This is a genomic window from Paenibacillus sp. Y301 (assembly GCF_059445505.1).
In genome coordinates, this window is the sequence record NZ_JCAIUL010000005.1 from 298,434 (window position 1) to 315,216 (window position 16,783).

Below are 16,783 nucleotides of genomic sequence, written 5' to 3' on the forward strand. Positions count from 1 at the left end.
GATTATGCTTCCGATGTAGATTTCCTACGGAAATCTTGTAGCCGAACGCTAACGCTTCTTCAGGACAATTCCGTTCTCTTCGCTACTTCGTAAAGTAAAGCTTAAAGAAAGGCGACCCTCCGTTCATAAATCGAACGAAAATCCGCCTCTTTTCTTACCGATTGGTCCAATTATCCGTATATCGGATAAATTTATCATCATCGATTGCGATAAGGATGATAACTCCAACTCCCATTATGCTAAGCTCCTTCTTAAACCTTTACCATCCTTTAAGTTCTTCAAGTAGGACTCCTTTTTTAGTAAGTGTGCAATATTTCGAATTTACGAATCCCTTACTTGTGCGGATCTGAAGATCAGTGAATGAGAATTCAAAAGTCTTATTAAAATCTCCGTCTAAAGTAAAATAAATGAGACCTTCTGCAGGAACTGATATAACCGATAATTGAGTAGGATACTCACCATCATGCTGTGCTGTTTTTTTTAGTACAGAGAACCCAACATCCTTATTAAACGTTTCTTTATTTCTCAGAATAGTTTCATATGCTTGTGTATAACGTTCATTTCCAGGTCCTATAACTTCTCTATAATCCTCATGGCTCTGATCAGATAAGGAGAAATTGGTTAATACCATAAAGTCCTGTTCCAGTTCACTCATGTTCACATTGCTTCTACCGGGCTCAATAATAAAAGAATTCCGATTCATCCCCGCAATCATACTGTGCACACTGAAATTAGGAACATTCACAATCGAATGATCCTGTAGATACTCATGTAATGAAGATAATTCAATCTTTTCGGATAAAACTTCATCAAATAACTTCATGATATTAACACAATGTTTGCCACGTCTATACTTGCCTTCTTCGTTCGGATCCACCATTAATAAATTCATGAACGTACCACTATTATTGAATCCAAACGCAGGAAGAAACTCTCCATCCTCATACTGAAGAATCAAGAATTGATTATTCTTCTGTAATATCATCTTGATCGGTCTTTTGGATATATCAAAATTCATTCCGATAATTGTATTATCCTTATGTACCATAAAACTTGTACACACTAGGAACCACTTCCTTGGTCTGAGGTAACATCAATTAACTCATCAATGATTGACAGTTTAACCGTCTCTTCATTGATATGCCCCTTACTATCTTTCCAAGTTATTTTTAATTGGGTGTTATCAATTGTCCCTCGATTGATGTTCTTATCGAACTCTGTCAAGTCATTTTCTATAGATCCTATATCATCAATATTTAATACTACACCGACCGGTCCACCCTCACCGGAAGCAGTATTAGAATAGACAACCTTATGATCTTCAATAATATCAACACTATAATAGGTGGATTGCTCTATTTCTTTAACATCACCCAGATATGCTAATCTTGCAGAGGTTCTTATTATTTGCTTAGGAGTTTTAATAACCTTATAATTATCCACTTCCCACTTAGTCCCTTTTCCCTCTAATTGATATAGTTCGAACTCAGGAGTATTACTTTGTGTTCCCTCAATGAATGGTTCTGACTTTGTTAATAACGAGAGGGTAATGCTATTCGTACATAATAAGAACGCAATAATGAAAAATAAGCTCTTAGTCTTCATTTTAGCGCACCTCTTCAGTTATTAGTTTGTCTTAAGAACTCCTTGAATCTAGTTCCTTGATAGGTTAACTCACCCTGATCTCCTACAGTGATTAATCCATAATAGTTATCTCTAACATGCAATTCCTTTCGTGTGTGATCTTCAAATTCATAAGTAATATAATAATTCGTACTGGCACTGGAATCACCTGATCCTCCCCAGACCTCCGTTCGCTTATCTACAACCTTACATCTCTGTGTTACTATTTCAGCAGCATTATTTGTACTCCAAGACGTAACTCCTTTAATAATTACATAAGCGAATCCAGAAATGATGATTCCTGCAAAGATGATGAAAAAGATAGGTACACCACTAAAAAAACCAGGGGGTCCATTAAAATTAGACATGTTGATCTCCTCCTATGAGAAATATTCTTCGTGACCACTGACTTGGAATCACTAATGATATAACGTTATATAAGGTATTAAGTTACATTTCGAGTTGTTCTGAAATCATATTGGACTAAATGATGATTCCTGCATATCTAATACTTACACTAGCTTCTTTGCATCTACGATGAGCGAGACAAAACCTAGTTCTCCCCCTTGGTTTCTATGATCGAACCTGTATGATCTATAAATAAAGCCTTCCTCAGCATTCCATTCATGATAATGAAATTCACCGTCTTCATCACAATACTCAAGTAAATGAACTTCAAACCCTACCTCTTCGAACATTCTCATTAACGTCTTATAGTTATGTACAATCTTATGACTAGCAGCGGGATGATCCTTCGGTCCTGGACCACCAATCTGGACTATATTTTGATACCATTCATTACGGAAGTAGGCATCTGGTACAGCGCAACGAATATATCCACCAACATCTAAGAAATCATAACAATTCCGTGCAGCTTCTACGCCTTCGTCATAGGTTAAATGTTCCCATACATGTTCAGACAAAATGGTGTTAATTCTTCTTGTTCCGAAGCTTCTATTCCAATCATCTCTTACTAATAAATTCAGTTCATTTTCTTGTGTCTGAATCCAACCCGGATACGATTGTGAAGAGGCACCAATAATAATCTTTACTAGTTCTGTTTCAAGTATTTCAGAAATATCTATCATTTACCTCTCTCCTTAATCGGACACGTCAAATATTGTGGTTATTTCATCGATCCATAACCCCTCATCATCTGCAATGCAAGTCATCCAGCCTAGGTCATTTGCTGGCACCAGGTTTTTCTCTTGGTCATCCACATAAATGATGAGTTGACTATCACTATCAAATTGAGAACTTACAAGTGTATATATTGAAGGATCTGGTTTGCACAAGCCTACTTCACTAGAAATAGTGATGCTCTTAATATAAGGTTTAATAGGTTTCAATATATCATCTATCCATTCTTTTCTGTGATTACTAAGAAGATGGATGTCTGCAATCTGGCTCCAATATACTAACTGTTCAAAAGCAGGTAGCGGAGCCATGTGTATATCAATCAACCTTCGTGCATATGTAGTATCCAATGTTGGACAATAGCTAGTAAGCCATATCCAGAACTCACTCTCAGTCATCTCTCCTTTCCATAAAGGTTCACGCACTTCTCTCTTGAATACCTCACTTAAGGATCCAAGAGTCATCCCAGCTTGATGAGCTATTTCTTGCCATGCGAGAGTTAGATTAGTAATTAATACTCCTGCAACATCAAGTACGATCTGCGGTCTACTCATCATTAGAACCTCCCAATCCCCGTTGTTAACTAATTTATTCCGATTACATCAACTTTACGATCATACTAATTAAATAAGCCGCGGGTATGATAAATGCTTGTGCCAACAGGGTCCCGAAGAATCGCGATACCATTAACAATACATATATTTTGCCCAGTTGATCTTTAGATTTCTCGTTATGTAGTGCTTTATCCGTGATGAGTCCTAACTGAGGGTCAATAAATATAGTCAGGATGATCGTTGCAATTCCATTAATTAACCCAGAGGCTTGTGAAGCAGTTGTACTTAATTCAGGCAATAGGTGAGCGGCATATAATGAAGACAAAACACCTATCGTATAAAATGCGGTTACAAACACGTTTAAAAGTAAAAACCTCTTGGGGATCCCTAAGTACCTGAATTGATGAACTTTAAATGAAGGCTTTTTTAAATAGTATTTCGTATTTTTCAATTGTCCTATCGTCACACTCGAGATTAATCTCGGAAGTGAACCGGCAACTTCAAGTTTAGAAATAACTCTAACAAAAATATTAACGAATGTAGGAAATAGAACAATAGCCAGTAATGTACCTACAGATGAAGCCAATATGATAATTCTTAAATTATGCATTAAGTCAAAAGAAGGATTAGCCTTAGCAAAGTCAACGAATGTAGCCGTCATTGGTGCCTGTATTAAGTTAGCCGTTCTTGATACCAGTACAATAATACCTGTTAACGCTAATGCAACCGTGATTTTATTAATCTTGACTCCTGCATATCGAACAGAATAAGATAAGGTTTCTGCCGTATGTATGATCATTGTCAACACAAACACGATAATCAAATTATTAACCATGTGTTATTCATCTCCATTTTTATTACTTATGTAAGCTGAGCCATTGAGTCACTGACCTCCGTACCTCCTACACCTACAACATATGATTCGTTATTCATTTCTAGTAATCTGACCTTCGTATTTACCTCTCCAAAAAAAACATAAAGCAGCTAGCTACTCATCTTTTATGTTCACTTTTAAATATAAAGGAATATTTAGGAGGTTTTATCATCATAAGTATTTCGACAAACTCTGATATTTTCCTTCTGTATTCTCACAAATGCTAGATTGACGAACGTTAACCTCTTAAGACTTCCTCAAATTCATATTTAAGCCTATGGATAAACCTTCGCGCAATCTGCGAAGCATGTTTACCCGTGGGTATCACAGACGCGAAGTATTTCGTATCGCAATCAGGAGAACGAAGTTCAATGGTTTTCATAATTTGATGCGTGACTCCGGATGTTTTTAGAAAGGAATAATCTAGACCAATCGTGATCGCTATACCCCCTGCCACTGCATTCTCAATCGCCCGAGTATTATTGCTTACAAATAAGACATTAACAGGTCCATATTATAGCAGATAGCGTGATATGACGGTTCTGCGCAGCTTTGGTAAGTGAGCCTATTTTTGCAACTTCAACGATATTCTCTAACTGTTCTAAATTCATAGATCGCATTCTCCTGGTATTAATTATTACTTAATACTTATTAAATATAGTTAAATTTTATTTAAGATTTGTTAATGTTAAAATTTTAATTAGTTAGCAAGTAACCTTTCATACCTAGTATAACTATATTTCACAAGGAGGAAACTCAAATAACAGAAAAAAGAGTAGCCGTAATAACAGGTGGAGCAAGTGGAATCAGAAAAGAAACCGCCATTAAATTGTGTCATTAATGTCAATCAGCACGGTGTAGCCCATGGTATCATTGCTGCAGGTAAAAAAATGCGTGAGCTTGGAATCAAAGGTGTTATCATTAATACCGCTTCTGTATTTGGATTCTTGGCATCACCAGGTGCTGTTGATACCCCCATTATTCAAGGATATAAAGACCAAGGAATGATTAATGATATGAAGAAAAAAGTCATGGGTAACAAATTAACTCAACCTGAACAAATAGCAGATACGGTGTATTTACTCTCTCTGCCAGAAGCTAGTGCAATTAACGGAAGTGTTGTAATGGCTGATGAAGGATTTGCTTCTTTCAAATAAAAAAGATAGCAAGCATAAACGACCTCGCCGTCCTTTAGCGGCGAAGAAACGTTTAGCGTTGAAATATAAGACTAACCATCTTCGGATCTCTTTTTTTATACAACATATGACTTATAATCAATTCGAGTCGTAAGCTCAACTCGTAGTGTCTCCAACGTTTCATTTGCACAAATTTCTTCGATTAACTCTTCCGTTCCACCAACAATCGTGAAATCCAAATCATAGTCCGTACACACGCACCAATGTTTGTCTTCAGACCATATATATGTGGGAGTTCCTCTTAGGTCATCTTGTTGGATCAATGGATTCACTTCCGATAGATTCCCCCGAAATAGACGAGGATGATAACTCTCTGATTTCAATAAATGATAGTAATAATAGCAGCTCTCATCATTGGGAAGTAGTTCAATAAGTTGTTCAAAAGAATCACTATCCATCGTACCGACTTCAGCACTGACAAGATACCTTGGCCAATTCTTATTAAAATGACACCAAAAGGTAAATCCATTGATCTCAGGTTTCAGTGGGATCCCTAGTTCTTTGGAGATATCACTCCAATAGATTCGCCTTGAAAGGGTAGGTTCCACATCCTCATAAGTGTCCCACAATTCACTCTTATCACTCACAGTTTCGTCTATGTACATAGCGTGTAGTATTTTACAGTAAGCTTGAAACCCTCTCGGAATAGCACCTTCTACCGTTTTATACTCATATTTATCCGATTCATATGATAATGGTTGTAACGTATTGGCCTCGATCCAGTTCAAGGGATGACAATCAATTAATTCTTTCATATTAACACTCCTAGCACTATCATAGATGTTTAATTATCGTTGTTATAAGAACTTTTTATACATTGAAATACTATATTATCCTTTTTTGATTCAATAAATCAAGTGGATTCTTCTAACCAATAAGGGGCCGTAGCCCCTTTACTTGATTATAGTATTACATCATTCAAAACATTTCAGTAACGCTAAAGCCTCTTCATGCTCAGGTTCCAGAACAAGGGCTGCACGTGTGTATGCCAGTGCTTCTTCTTCCAACTCAAGCTCATAACTACATATTGCCAAACAGTATAAGACCGTTGGCACGGGCTCATCTTCGTCTGCATGAAGTGAGCTTTCCAAGAACAATTTCGCATCCTCGTACATCTCCATCTCAAACAACAGTAACCCTGCGTCTAAAGCTAAATCATAACGCTGTTCCATCGCATAATAGGATGACCACATGATGTGTATACCTTTTTGGATATCTAACATCTCTTCATCGCTCGCTTCAAGCATCAGAGACGAGAACCATTTCGTACTCTGGATGAAGAACTCCGCATCATACCCACCCAAACGCCAAAAGGCCAAAATATGCTGCAATCCCATCGTCTCGAATTGCTGATCTACCCATTCTTTCATAGTGAAGAAATCATCTGGTCCAAAACGTTCGATAAAACGACGATAAGCCAATCGAGTATTCGTATAGCTATTTGGTGTTTTCAACATGAGAATACATCCCACATTTATATTCTTATAATGATGTGTTGTAAAGAGTGTCTGTGCACCTCGTTGCTCAAACACATGTTGAATAGCATGATAATTAGCCGTCAAAGAGAAACTACCGTGTAGAATTAACTGAGGTGGTTCTGCAAACTTCCAGTTATCTAATCGGTGGTCACCTTTATCCGCTGTAAGCAACATGAATCCGGCCTGTGATAGCTGATTCAGCCGCTCCAAGCATGTCAATCCAGCCACTGGAAATAGAATATGCGAATCCTCAAGTTCCTGTTGATAAAGTGAAATCACATCTTTATACAAGTAGGAATCTTCTTCGTATTCAGGCGCCCGGCGATGCTCGTAACTCAGTGTCATTTGTTCCAATGCTTCTGATGGCTTAAGTAGCTCGGAATTCTCCGGGGACTCAATTAACACATCGCATTCAAAAATCTTACCATCACCCACATAGATCAGCTCTTGCGGAATACTGTCAAAAAAATAATTAGCGACGATCAGTAACGGCTGCTTCAGATCACCCGGTGAGATCGTTGTATGGGATTCAACCAGATTCAACTCCGTATCATGCACGGCATCAAAACGTGCGAAATCCAGCACTCCCTGTTGAACAAAAGATTGTAGAGCAGGATGATTCTGCCAACCAACAACATTTTTTGAAGCCAAATCTGTCATCACATAACAGAAAGGGGGTAACGCAATACCTGCATAATCTCTAAGCTCGCACAACTTATGCAATACATGGAATGCAAGACGTCCTACTCCCGCTCCTAGTTCTAGAATGATAACGGGGTCTGTAGTGTTGCCTCTTCCGGCACAGTCTTGAAGGAATCCAAATATCATTTCTGCGTAGGCATTGGCAATCATGGGGTTACTCGTGATATATTGCGGAACCTGGTCATTATTCCACGCTTGCATTCCTTGTTCTTCAAAATACGTCCGTTGCAAATCCCAGATGGGTGCTTCGCTGAAACGAAAGCTCTGCTGTCTATTTTCTGCCATTCACTATAAACCTGCTCTCTATATATCATTAGGGACAATCTGTTAACATGCTAAAGATGGTGCTTCAATGGCCGGTCAACGAATACATGTCTCTTGAATCGTAACATATATGTCGCATGTACCCAAGCCAGCATCGTAATAACGGTATTTACATTATGTTAGACGACGTTCAACCATACTTCTATTTCATCAATCATCTCTGCATACCGTCTAAGCGCATGAATTGTTGCTATTACTTCGGCTGTACCCATCTGCTGTTCTTGATGATCCGTACATTCAATCCATAAAGACCGTTTCAAATTATACTCCAGCCAACCTAATTTACCTAAAAAACCATGTACCAAGACCATTCTCCAATTCGCTTGCACTGTTCCGTTTCTCTCTTTATATCCACCGATAAAAGCCAGAAATCTATCTTTATCAATGTTTCCTCGTTCATTTTCAGACCAGTAAATAGCTGTTTCAATTACATCCTGCATCGGATTTATATAGCCAGCCGCCTCCCAATCTATAATCATCGGCTTATCTTGATTCCACATCACATTTTTTGGATCCAAATCCCTATGGCTAATCACACGTTCTGATGACAGCACTTTTGCTGCATGATTGGCTTGGACATTCCAATCGTACAGCATGTCCATATGTTCGAGAAGTAAATCAACCCACGTCGCATGATTCTCTTGTCCTTTTTGCAAATAGTAGTTCCAATCTGTATGTTGTTCATGATCCGAGCATTCTATCGTTATACCTGATTCTATAAAATCCGTCATATGTATTTCAGCAAGAATAGCACTTATGTGTAAGCAATGGACTCTATTGATTTCATTAGGCTTTAGACTTCTACCTTCTACCCAATCGAATACAAGATAACATTGGTTATCTATCTCTTGTATACAAGCTCCATGAATTATTGTAGCTGGGATAGCAGGTATATTCCTATTATTTGCAACGATATGAGCGATTCGTTCTGAATTGATAAAGTTCTGTCGTGCCACAGGTCTAAGCATGATATGAGGGTTTAATGCTTTAATTGCATATTTTCCAAGGGTGGTCTCAAGAGCGTACATTCTATGTAAGAACCCACCCGATATTGCTTCAGGTACACCGACTATATCTCCAATTTGCAAAAGACTACATAATTTTTCAAATTGTATATTATATTGGATATCACTCATTTTTGTGTCCCTTTCGCTGTATGAATCTTATCTAATAATATCTTCGATCCCGAACAAACCGGCCTCTTGATGGATCATCCATTTAATGGTCTCAATAACTCCCCTTGAAAAGCCTTCTCGGGAATATATTTTATGTGAAATCTCGATTCTTTCGTTATCATTGGTAAACAAAATACTGTGCTCACCAATAATGTTTCCTGCCCTTACGCTATGCAAATTAATGTGTTCTTCACGCCCTGTGTCTCTTATTGTAGAAGCTATGGCCATAGCAGTTCCACTTGGCTTATCTTTCTTATGTTTATGATGATACTCAAAAATATCAATATCTGCATTTAATCCATACTCTATAGCTGCCAATCTGATTAATTTAAGGAATTTGTATACTCCGATACAAAAGTTAGGACATATAACAACAGGAATCGATTCAGCAAGCTCATGAATCTTTCTCATCTGGTTGGAATCAAACCCTGTAGTTGCAATGATCACGGGTTTATTACTAAGAACATATGCCTCATAATTATTTATAAATGAATCCGCATTTGTACAATCAATATATACATCACATTTTTCTCTTGATCCAAGAACATCATCCTGGATTCTAATATCCGTATTCTGATTATCAATGATAGAACCGATATCTTTCCCAACGAAGGGGTTGTTCTTTCGAGCGATAACGGCACCTAATGTTATTTCGTTATGATCCATTAACAATCTAATAATATCACTTCCCAGTTTCCCTGTACCCCCGACGATCCCTACTCTAATCATACTACACCTCCAAATATGGTCAGAAAACTGTCTCATTTCTTTAGTATAGTAGTATTGTATGTATTCATTAGCTTCTTTAATATCTCTTCAGGGCTCAAAAATCCCATGAATCATGTTATTTCTGGTTCTTAGATAGGATTAGGCTATCCAGTTGTTCCTTAACCCAATGATGTGGTCTACTTAGATGTGCTGGTAATATCGTATTTATATCGCCATTTGCCGAATTCACTTGTGCTTGTGTGAGAAAGATACTTCCATTAAGATTAGCTCCACATAGATCAGCATCTCTCAAATCTGCACCAATCAGATCCGTCATCCTCATGTCAGCATCTCTGAGGTCAGCAGCTATAAATAAAACGCCTCTCAGATTGACACCCTTAAGATTAGCACCTCTTAAACTTGCTCCAATGTGGTCTTTCCCCTTACCTATTCCCTTCTGGTTCCAGTACTCGATGTTCTCCTTAAATGGTACACGGACTAATTCACTTGTTTCTAGAAGTAAATGATTTATAATTGCCCTGTGTGTTGGTACATGTAGGTCTAATATAGCGCTAGGGGATTGATATGTAAGTTGTTCTGTTTCCTCTAAGGCTTTTTGTAAATCTTTATTAATAGGCTTAGCGTCCGCTATGTGAAGTGCTTCATGTAAGTAACATAACATTTCATGAAGTTGTTGCATGATGAGAAATACATCGAACATTTCCTTAGCCGTCTCGGGATGATCTCGCCAATCTTTTCCGTTATATGTGGTTTGTGAAACTTTTTGTCCTGCCCCAAAGCATTCATATACCGTACAGCCCCGGAAACCATTTACTCTTAGTTTGTCATGAATACTACAACGATAATTAGCTTGCAGATTTGAACAAGGTGTCCCACCCTGTTTGTTAAAAGCAAAATCAGCAGATTTGGCATAGGGTAGTGCCACACAACATATACCAAAACACTTTTCACAGTCTGCACTAAAATGATTTTGAAAATTTTCGGTTGGAATTGTTTTAATAGACAACACTTGCACATCCTTTTAATTGAGTAAAATTCATTAATTGTTATAGTTTCGATAAGTAATGTTCATGCTGATTTTTAAGTAACTGTAGTATTTCTGGAACAACCCTCCAAGCATCTTTACATTTCCCACATTGGTAACAACCTGTATATTTATAATTATATTCTTCAACTACTGCTCTAACGCCTTCATGAAATAAATGAGTGTACGATGTGGAAGCATAGAATTTCATCTAAACTCATATAAATCCCCTCTACCTTCTATCATTTTAAAAAAAACCATTAATTCACTTCAAAATATGTTTATAGTTATTGGGTGTTTCGGAAGCTTTGTAAATCTTCTTATCCATAATCAAATTTCCTTGTTTTAATCTAACTCTATGTTTATTAATTCTCATGATCGATTCCGCTAAATGAATAAAATGATTAGGAATTTCGATCTCTATTTCCTGATTATTTATGATCTTAACTTCAGATTGGTGGTGTGCCATGACATAGACTCCACTTCCATAGAGCATAAACATACAATACTTTTTATTGTTTTCTTCAAAAAAATACATACCTGAGCCTGGGAAACTATCGTTATAATCCCATTCAACATGATTAATGGACCCCCATATATCTGGTTCATTGTTATGGGCATGATTTATACCAATAAACAAAGTGATAACCACTAATACTGTGAACAAAAGTATCAATACTTTTCTCATATAGCTACCTTCTTCCGATTATAGGATCAAGCTACCCCTAGTCAGTATATGAAGTTATATGATTTCAGAAAATTCACTGACAATGATTGAGAATAAAAAGGAATCATGAAATGCTCCCTTAAACCACATATGTTCTCTTAGATGTCCTTCTTGTTTCATTCCTATTCTTCTCAGTACATTTGCAGAAGGTACATTTCCAGGACGACAAGTCGCAAACATTCTATGAACGTTAAATTCTTCAAAACCTAGGAGTAGCAATGCTTGTGATGCCTCTGTGGCATATCCACCCCCCCAATATTCGGGGTTGAAACTATACCCAATCTCAGCATTATGCTGTTTAATATAAATCCCGCATCCACCAATAAGTACATTAGATTCCTTTAGAATTACAGCAAATTCATAATCATTTCTGTCGACCGATTGTTGCTTCTCAAGTTGTTCCTGTATGTACATCTTGGTCTCATCTTCGCTATTAGGTCCCCAGATCATGAATTTAGTCACTTCATGGAGCGAAGCATATTTATGTACATCTATCCAATCTTCCTTATTAAAGTCGCGAATGATTAATCTTTGAGTCTCGATTTGCATATCAATTCTCCTTAACATCCTTATATTATTTCTTCCCAATCATGATTGTTGCATATTTACCTTCCGTTTCCTGAATCGATTGAATTTGAAAACCAACGGATTGAAAAAGATGAACATATTCATCTAATTCCATAGGATAAAGCTTTATCCTCCTGTCACCATAGTCAAACCAGTCATCATCTTTGCTAACTGATAATACAAATAAACCGTTATTTTAAGCGAATTGTAAATATTATTTAATGCCGTCTCTTTATCCTCGATGTGCAAAAGGGTTAATACGCTATATGCTAATATGCCTTTGAATCAACTTTCCCGACTCCATCTTCTGATCAATAATATGTAGTAAGTATTTCCCAAGCTCTTCTGTTGATTGTAACTGTCCTGTTTCATGTGCTTGTCTAAAGAACTTCGCCATTTCAAAATCTTGATCATTCTTTCCTCTGGCCGTTACTTGTAATTCCGTTTCCACCATACCTGGTTCTACAGCGATTATTTCTATGGGGTATGGTTGTTTCGATTGCTCAGCTCCAATACATTGAGTAAACATATTTATTCCAGCTTTTGCTGTACAATACACGCTCATGGCAGGTGCTGGGTATGTCCCAGATCCGGAAGAAATGTTAATTATCTTTTTCCTTATTGGGACAGAATTGAATTGCTTTATAAAGTAAGATGTCATAACCATAGGAGCAATTAGACTAATTTCTATATTCTTATTCATCTCTTCAGCGCAACAGTTGTCGATCGTTTTTAACGGTTCGAGCATGGCAGCATTATTAATAAGGCATATCATTTCCGAATCATGTAAGTTCATTTGATTGAAAATCCCCTTCAACATACGTTCGATTCCTAATATATTACTCAGATCGAAATGATGATGAATGTAATTCTTGTACTTATCTAAACCATTAGAATCGCCACGTGAAATCCCATAAACAACATTACCTTGATTAAGGAGCATTCTAGCTAACTGTTCACCGATCCCTCTTGATGTACCCGTGATTATAAAATGACCTTTATTCATAGACTCACCTCTACTCCTCATATTAATTAGATATACGACAGACACCTTGATAGTTCTTATCTTAAGTGGGCTTCTATGTTGGTATCATTCCATAATCTTGTTACTTCTTTCAATTTAGAATCTTCAAATTCCATTCTATAGATATCTGGTTTCTTTAGTTGATTTAAAAAATCTAAACCATAATTTGAATCAAAATGATTCATCATCAAGGTCATTACAAGACCGTGCGTTCCAACAGCAATTTTTCTCCCTTCGTATTCTTTCAATATGCTTGTTAGCACTGCGACTGATCTATTCTGGCAAACCGTATTGGACTCTCCTCCGGGTAAAGAATAATCAGGTTCATTAAATTTCTCTCGGATCATTGACAATAACTCTGTATTATCAATCCTATAATCTTCTCCAGCAAAATGTCGTTCTCTGAGATCCTCAAATATATGTATATCTAAGTTTAACTGTTGAGCTAATCCCTCGACACTTAGAATAGCCCGAGCATAAGGACTAGATATAATAATGTCTACTCCTTCATTTATTTAAATCTCTGTTACATTTTCAATTTTCATTTTACCGTTAGGGGTAAGTCCTCTTGTCCTTTCGCTTCCTTCATTGTATGGTGACTCGGCATGTCTAACCATATAAATAGTGGTCTTCATACAAAACCTCCTTGAGATGAATTAATTAGTTTATAACCATTCTTTCTCTTCCCTCATTAGTTCTAATGAGTTACCTTCAATAACAATAGCTGTTAATCCTTTTTCTGTTTTTGTTTCATGCCATTCCTCTGCTTCCCAATATGCTGCAAATCCTGCCTTAATAATTAATTATTTATCCTCTTTACCCTTAACGATTCCTTCACCACTCACAACTAAGAACAATTGTGGTACCTGTGCTTGATGTAGACCAACTATTCCATTGCTTCAATGTACATACATCCAACGTGAGTATCTTTAGTATCTTTTAATATTTTTGTCATTACTAGATTTTTACTATCAAAAGCTCATTCTAATTTCAGCCTGTGTATATTTCTCTTCTTGTATTACATCATTAACATAAAGTTTATTATCAGTTATCTTTACTGTATCTTCCGATAATCCTACTACTCTCTTTACGAAGTCCGATCCATTAATTGAGTCAGTAAATACAATAATGTCGCCACGCTCTATGATATGTTCGTTATAATAGGTTGAATCAACTGTTAGACGATCCTTTGATACAATGGTTGGAGCCATGGATGGCCACTCCGCACTATAATATTTATACTCGGAAGATGATGTAACTCCCGAAATCAACATCATCATTATTATGAATAATACTTGTATAGCGAATGTCTCCTATTAATCGTTTTGCTCATTTGGATACTGGATGCTCCACAACTATCTTTGACACTGATCTTGTTGAGATTATGCTGTTATCGGATGTGCCATCCTGATTTTTCTACCACTTATTTTAATCACTTTAGTTTTAATCCTTTTAAAAATTTTTTTGTTATCTCATTGGTTATACTAATTGCTTCAATTCTACTACTGGCTGGAGCTGTTATCATTTGACCACTCTCTGAATTCCATCCAATAATACCACTCTTATCCTTTGATTGATTTTGATCCGAAACTAATATTGTTACCTTAGTGAAATCGTTATCTATCACTAGAGATCCATATTGATAATTATGAGAACTTTCTGTTGCATTATCCTCTTCTCTATATTTAAAATACGGATAGTTAATAGCACCCCAACCTTCATTTGTAATTAATATAATTAGTTTTCTCTGATCTAATGGAACAGGTATTTCTTCACCCGTTATGTCTATAATACCTTCAAATTTTCTTTCCCCGAAGATGCTTTTGTATAACTTTCCTTCAATATTTACATTTACATGTTTTTCTGACTCTAAAAGCTCAGTTCCTAAACGGTATTTGAAACCTTGTGCATTAATATTAATCTTCTTGGGATAAAAATACATAAATATAACAATTGCTACGGTTGTTACAGTTATTGTAATAAGAAACAAAACAAGTTTCTTATTCATCTTTATCTCCTTATTTGTACAGATTTCCGAAAACATTGCGCTTTTCTAACATCCAAACAGCTTAAGAACCGTAGATCCGGGTGGTTCTGCCACCTAGTCGGTTGGATATGCCATCAATCATCAATATCAACTTCTACGATATTCCTCTTGGTGATCAAGGGTGCGTAGCGACCACGCAAATATGTAATGTTATATAATGGGGATATATCTTTCTTTAATATTATTTATTATTTTTTTCATTTTCTGTTTGGATACATGTTTTTAAGTGTGTTATTATATTTTTAATAAAGACCAAGTGCTGATACACTTGGTCAGTACAATTGACTTGGATGGTATATTCCCTTCTAAGTCGTTCAGGAACCAAAACCCACCTTAGGCTCTTAATCTATGGGTGGGTTTTTATTTTCTCTTGTTGTTATTATTGATGTTAAAAGAGCAAGGATAAACATCCCAAATAGGAACATTATCGTTAATGCATCTTTTATTTCCATGGCTTCACCTCCCTTCGAAGGGAAACCATGCCCAAGCCTTTGGAATGTGGACGGACGTCTGGTCAAGCTTTTAAAACTCTCGAGTTCATAATTGGAAATTAACATCCAACAAAACGTTCTCTACTGGATAGGTTTATTTAGGCAGTTTTCCCGCAAGCTCTTAGTTAATTTCCTGATCATTCTCACTTATCCGGAAGATAAGTCAGAACAACTACGCCTGAACCGAAAGTCTTTGTTTCCGCCAGTTTCAATACTTTCTTATCGATCCCTTCTCCAAAGAGACGCTTTCCCTTCCCAAGCACAACTGGGAAAACCATGAGTCGATATTCGTCGATGAGATCAAGCTGGATTAGAGTTTGAACGAGCTTACAGCTACCAAATACCAAGATATCCTTACCAGGCTGCTGCTTCATCTTGGATATTTCCTCCACGATATTGCCCTTGATCAGCGATGAATTGTTCCATTCCACTTTTTTCAGAGTTGTTGAAATCACATGCTTGGGGTAACCATTCATCATCCGGCCATATTCCCTTTCTTGCTCAATCATATTAGGCCAAGCCGCTGCAAAATCTACATATGTTTCGCGACCAAGCAGAAGAGCATCGCTTGCTTTCAGTTCATCGAACTTGAATTGCTTTGTTTCCTCACTACGAAATTGGATCGTCCACTGCGGATTCTCCATGACGCCATCCAACGAGACAAACTCAGACACAACTACTTTTCTCATTTTCATTCTCCTATACTTTCTTTCAATAATATCCGTACCGGGTCGTCAGACTTAGCTGATTGAATGTGTTGCCTGATTCCAACTCTCCGAAAAACCTCTTGGCGACCTAAGAGCACTAGCGACGACGCACAAATGTATTGTTATCAGATGCCGGTGGCTTCTCGGACTAATAAAAAAAACCTCAAGATGTTTTGTGCAGTCGTGCAGTTCTCATGTCCATTGATTAAAGTACTTGAATAAATATGATTCCAATCTTCTGATCTTTCAGATAACGTTCGCGCATTACCGACGTCTAGACGGCTTAAGACCGAAGGTCTGCGTTGCTCTTCCACTTAGCCAATTGGATCTCTTTGCAAATTATAGTCCTTCTGAAGGTACTTTCTAAACTCTTTTGAATTAGAATACACTCTTCTACTTCAACA

General features: G+C 37.0%; 18 protein-coding genes and 3 pseudogenes. 1 reads left to right on the top strand and 20 read right to left on the bottom strand.

All coding sequences use genetic code 11. From position 1 onward, the window contains the following. Window positions 1-259: 259 nt before the first annotated feature. The 7 genes and pseudogenes from AC1D69_RS11735 to AC1D69_RS11765 form a co-directional block, all read right to left on the bottom strand. Window positions 260-1,048, bottom strand: coding sequence for a hypothetical protein (locus AC1D69_RS11735; protein WP_495456337.1), 789 nt, complete (start codon window positions 1,046-1,048; stop codon window positions 260-262). A 14-nt stretch (window positions 1,049-1,062) separates the two neighbouring features. Further along, window positions 1,063-1,605 (bottom strand): hypothetical protein, encoded by a 543-nt coding sequence (locus AC1D69_RS11740; RefSeq protein ID WP_495456338.1) that lies wholly within the window; start codon window positions 1,603-1,605, stop codon window positions 1,063-1,065. Between the two features lie 14 nt (window positions 1,606-1,619). Continuing rightward, window positions 1,620-1,991: a DUF2500 domain-containing protein gene (locus AC1D69_RS11745; RefSeq protein WP_495456339.1), complete on the bottom strand. Its 372-nt coding sequence runs from the start codon at window positions 1,989-1,991 to the stop codon at window positions 1,620-1,622. 144 nt (window positions 1,992-2,135) lie between these two features. After that, window positions 2,136-2,711 carry a class I SAM-dependent methyltransferase gene (locus AC1D69_RS11750; protein ID WP_495456340.1) on the bottom strand — a complete coding sequence of 192 codons (576 nt, stop codon included), beginning with the start codon at window positions 2,709-2,711 and terminating at the stop codon, window positions 2,136-2,138. A gap of 12 nt (window positions 2,712-2,723) precedes the next feature. After that, window positions 2,724-3,317, bottom strand: a complete 594-nt coding sequence (locus AC1D69_RS11755; protein WP_495456341.1) for an HAD family hydrolase — start codon at window positions 3,315-3,317, stop codon at window positions 2,724-2,726. A 40-nt stretch (window positions 3,318-3,357) separates the two neighbouring features. Next, on the bottom strand, window positions 3,358-4,149 hold the full coding sequence (locus AC1D69_RS11760) for a lipid II flippase Amj family protein (RefSeq protein WP_495456342.1): 792 nt from the start codon (window positions 4,147-4,149) through the stop codon (window positions 3,358-3,360). A 554-nt stretch (window positions 4,150-4,703) separates the two neighbouring features. Beyond that, a pseudogene (locus AC1D69_RS11765) lies at window positions 4,704-4,799 on the bottom strand (LysR family transcriptional regulator); the annotation flags it as partial. Between the two features lie 222 nt (window positions 4,800-5,021). On the opposite strand from AC1D69_RS11765, the pseudogene AC1D69_RS11770 reads away from it, so the two are divergent. Beyond that, window positions 5,022-5,345, top strand: a pseudogene (locus tag AC1D69_RS11770) (SDR family oxidoreductase); the annotation flags it as partial. A 95-nt stretch (window positions 5,346-5,440) separates the two neighbouring features. On the opposite strand, the gene AC1D69_RS11775 reads toward AC1D69_RS11770, so the two are convergent. The 13 genes and pseudogenes from AC1D69_RS11775 to AC1D69_RS11835 form a co-directional block, all read right to left on the bottom strand. Continuing rightward, on the bottom strand, window positions 5,441-6,139 hold the full coding sequence (locus tag AC1D69_RS11775) for a hypothetical protein (RefSeq protein ID WP_495456343.1): 699 nt from the start codon (window positions 6,137-6,139) through the stop codon (window positions 5,441-5,443). Window positions 6,140-6,298: 159 nt separating this feature from the next. Next, window positions 6,299-7,849, bottom strand: a complete 1,551-nt coding sequence (locus AC1D69_RS11780; RefSeq protein ID WP_495456344.1) for a class I SAM-dependent methyltransferase — start codon at window positions 7,847-7,849, stop codon at window positions 6,299-6,301. A gap of 158 nt (window positions 7,850-8,007) precedes the next feature. Next, entirely contained in the window at window positions 8,008-9,024 is a 1,017-nt protein-coding gene (locus AC1D69_RS11785; RefSeq protein ID WP_495456345.1) for an aminoglycoside phosphotransferase family protein, read from the bottom strand. Window positions 9,025-9,051: 27 nt separating this feature from the next. After that, window positions 9,052-9,792, bottom strand: coding sequence for a 4-hydroxy-tetrahydrodipicolinate reductase (gene dapB / locus AC1D69_RS11790; protein ID WP_495456346.1), 741 nt, complete (start codon window positions 9,790-9,792; stop codon window positions 9,052-9,054). A gap of 115 nt (window positions 9,793-9,907) precedes the next feature. Continuing rightward, window positions 9,908-10,798, bottom strand: coding sequence for a pentapeptide repeat-containing protein (locus AC1D69_RS11795; RefSeq protein ID WP_495456347.1), 891 nt, complete (start codon window positions 10,796-10,798; stop codon window positions 9,908-9,910). Window positions 10,799-11,081: 283 nt separating this feature from the next. Next, the gene (locus AC1D69_RS11800; protein ID WP_495456348.1) at window positions 11,082-11,504 is read right to left on the bottom strand and encodes a hypothetical protein; all 423 of its coding nucleotides are present in this window, start codon (window positions 11,502-11,504) and stop codon (window positions 11,082-11,084) included. A gap of 54 nt (window positions 11,505-11,558) precedes the next feature. After that, window positions 11,559-12,092, bottom strand: coding sequence for a GNAT family N-acetyltransferase (locus AC1D69_RS11805; RefSeq protein ID WP_495456349.1), 534 nt, complete (start codon window positions 12,090-12,092; stop codon window positions 11,559-11,561). Between the two features lie 280 nt (window positions 12,093-12,372). Further along, on the bottom strand, window positions 12,373-13,116 hold the full coding sequence (locus AC1D69_RS11810) for an SDR family NAD(P)-dependent oxidoreductase (protein WP_495456350.1): 744 nt from the start codon (window positions 13,114-13,116) through the stop codon (window positions 12,373-12,375). A 56-nt stretch (window positions 13,117-13,172) separates the two neighbouring features. After that, window positions 13,173-13,769, bottom strand: a pseudogene (locus AC1D69_RS11815) (histidine phosphatase family protein). Between the two features lie 336 nt (window positions 13,770-14,105). Beyond that, the gene (gene lepB, locus AC1D69_RS11820) at window positions 14,106-14,435 is read right to left on the bottom strand and encodes a signal peptidase I (RefSeq protein ID WP_495456395.1); all 330 of its coding nucleotides are present in this window, start codon (window positions 14,433-14,435) and stop codon (window positions 14,106-14,108) included. A gap of 131 nt (window positions 14,436-14,566) precedes the next feature. Further along, window positions 14,567-15,142, bottom strand: a complete 576-nt coding sequence (locus AC1D69_RS11825) for a hypothetical protein (protein ID WP_495456351.1) — start codon at window positions 15,140-15,142, stop codon at window positions 14,567-14,569. A 380-nt stretch (window positions 15,143-15,522) separates the two neighbouring features. Further along, window positions 15,523-15,633, bottom strand: coding sequence for a putative holin-like toxin (locus tag AC1D69_RS11830; protein WP_495456352.1), 111 nt, complete (start codon window positions 15,631-15,633; stop codon window positions 15,523-15,525). A 182-nt stretch (window positions 15,634-15,815) separates the two neighbouring features. After that, on the bottom strand, window positions 15,816-16,361 hold the full coding sequence (locus tag AC1D69_RS11835; protein ID WP_495456353.1) for a dihydrofolate reductase family protein: 546 nt from the start codon (window positions 16,359-16,361) through the stop codon (window positions 15,816-15,818). Window positions 16,362-16,783 lie beyond the last annotated feature (422 nt).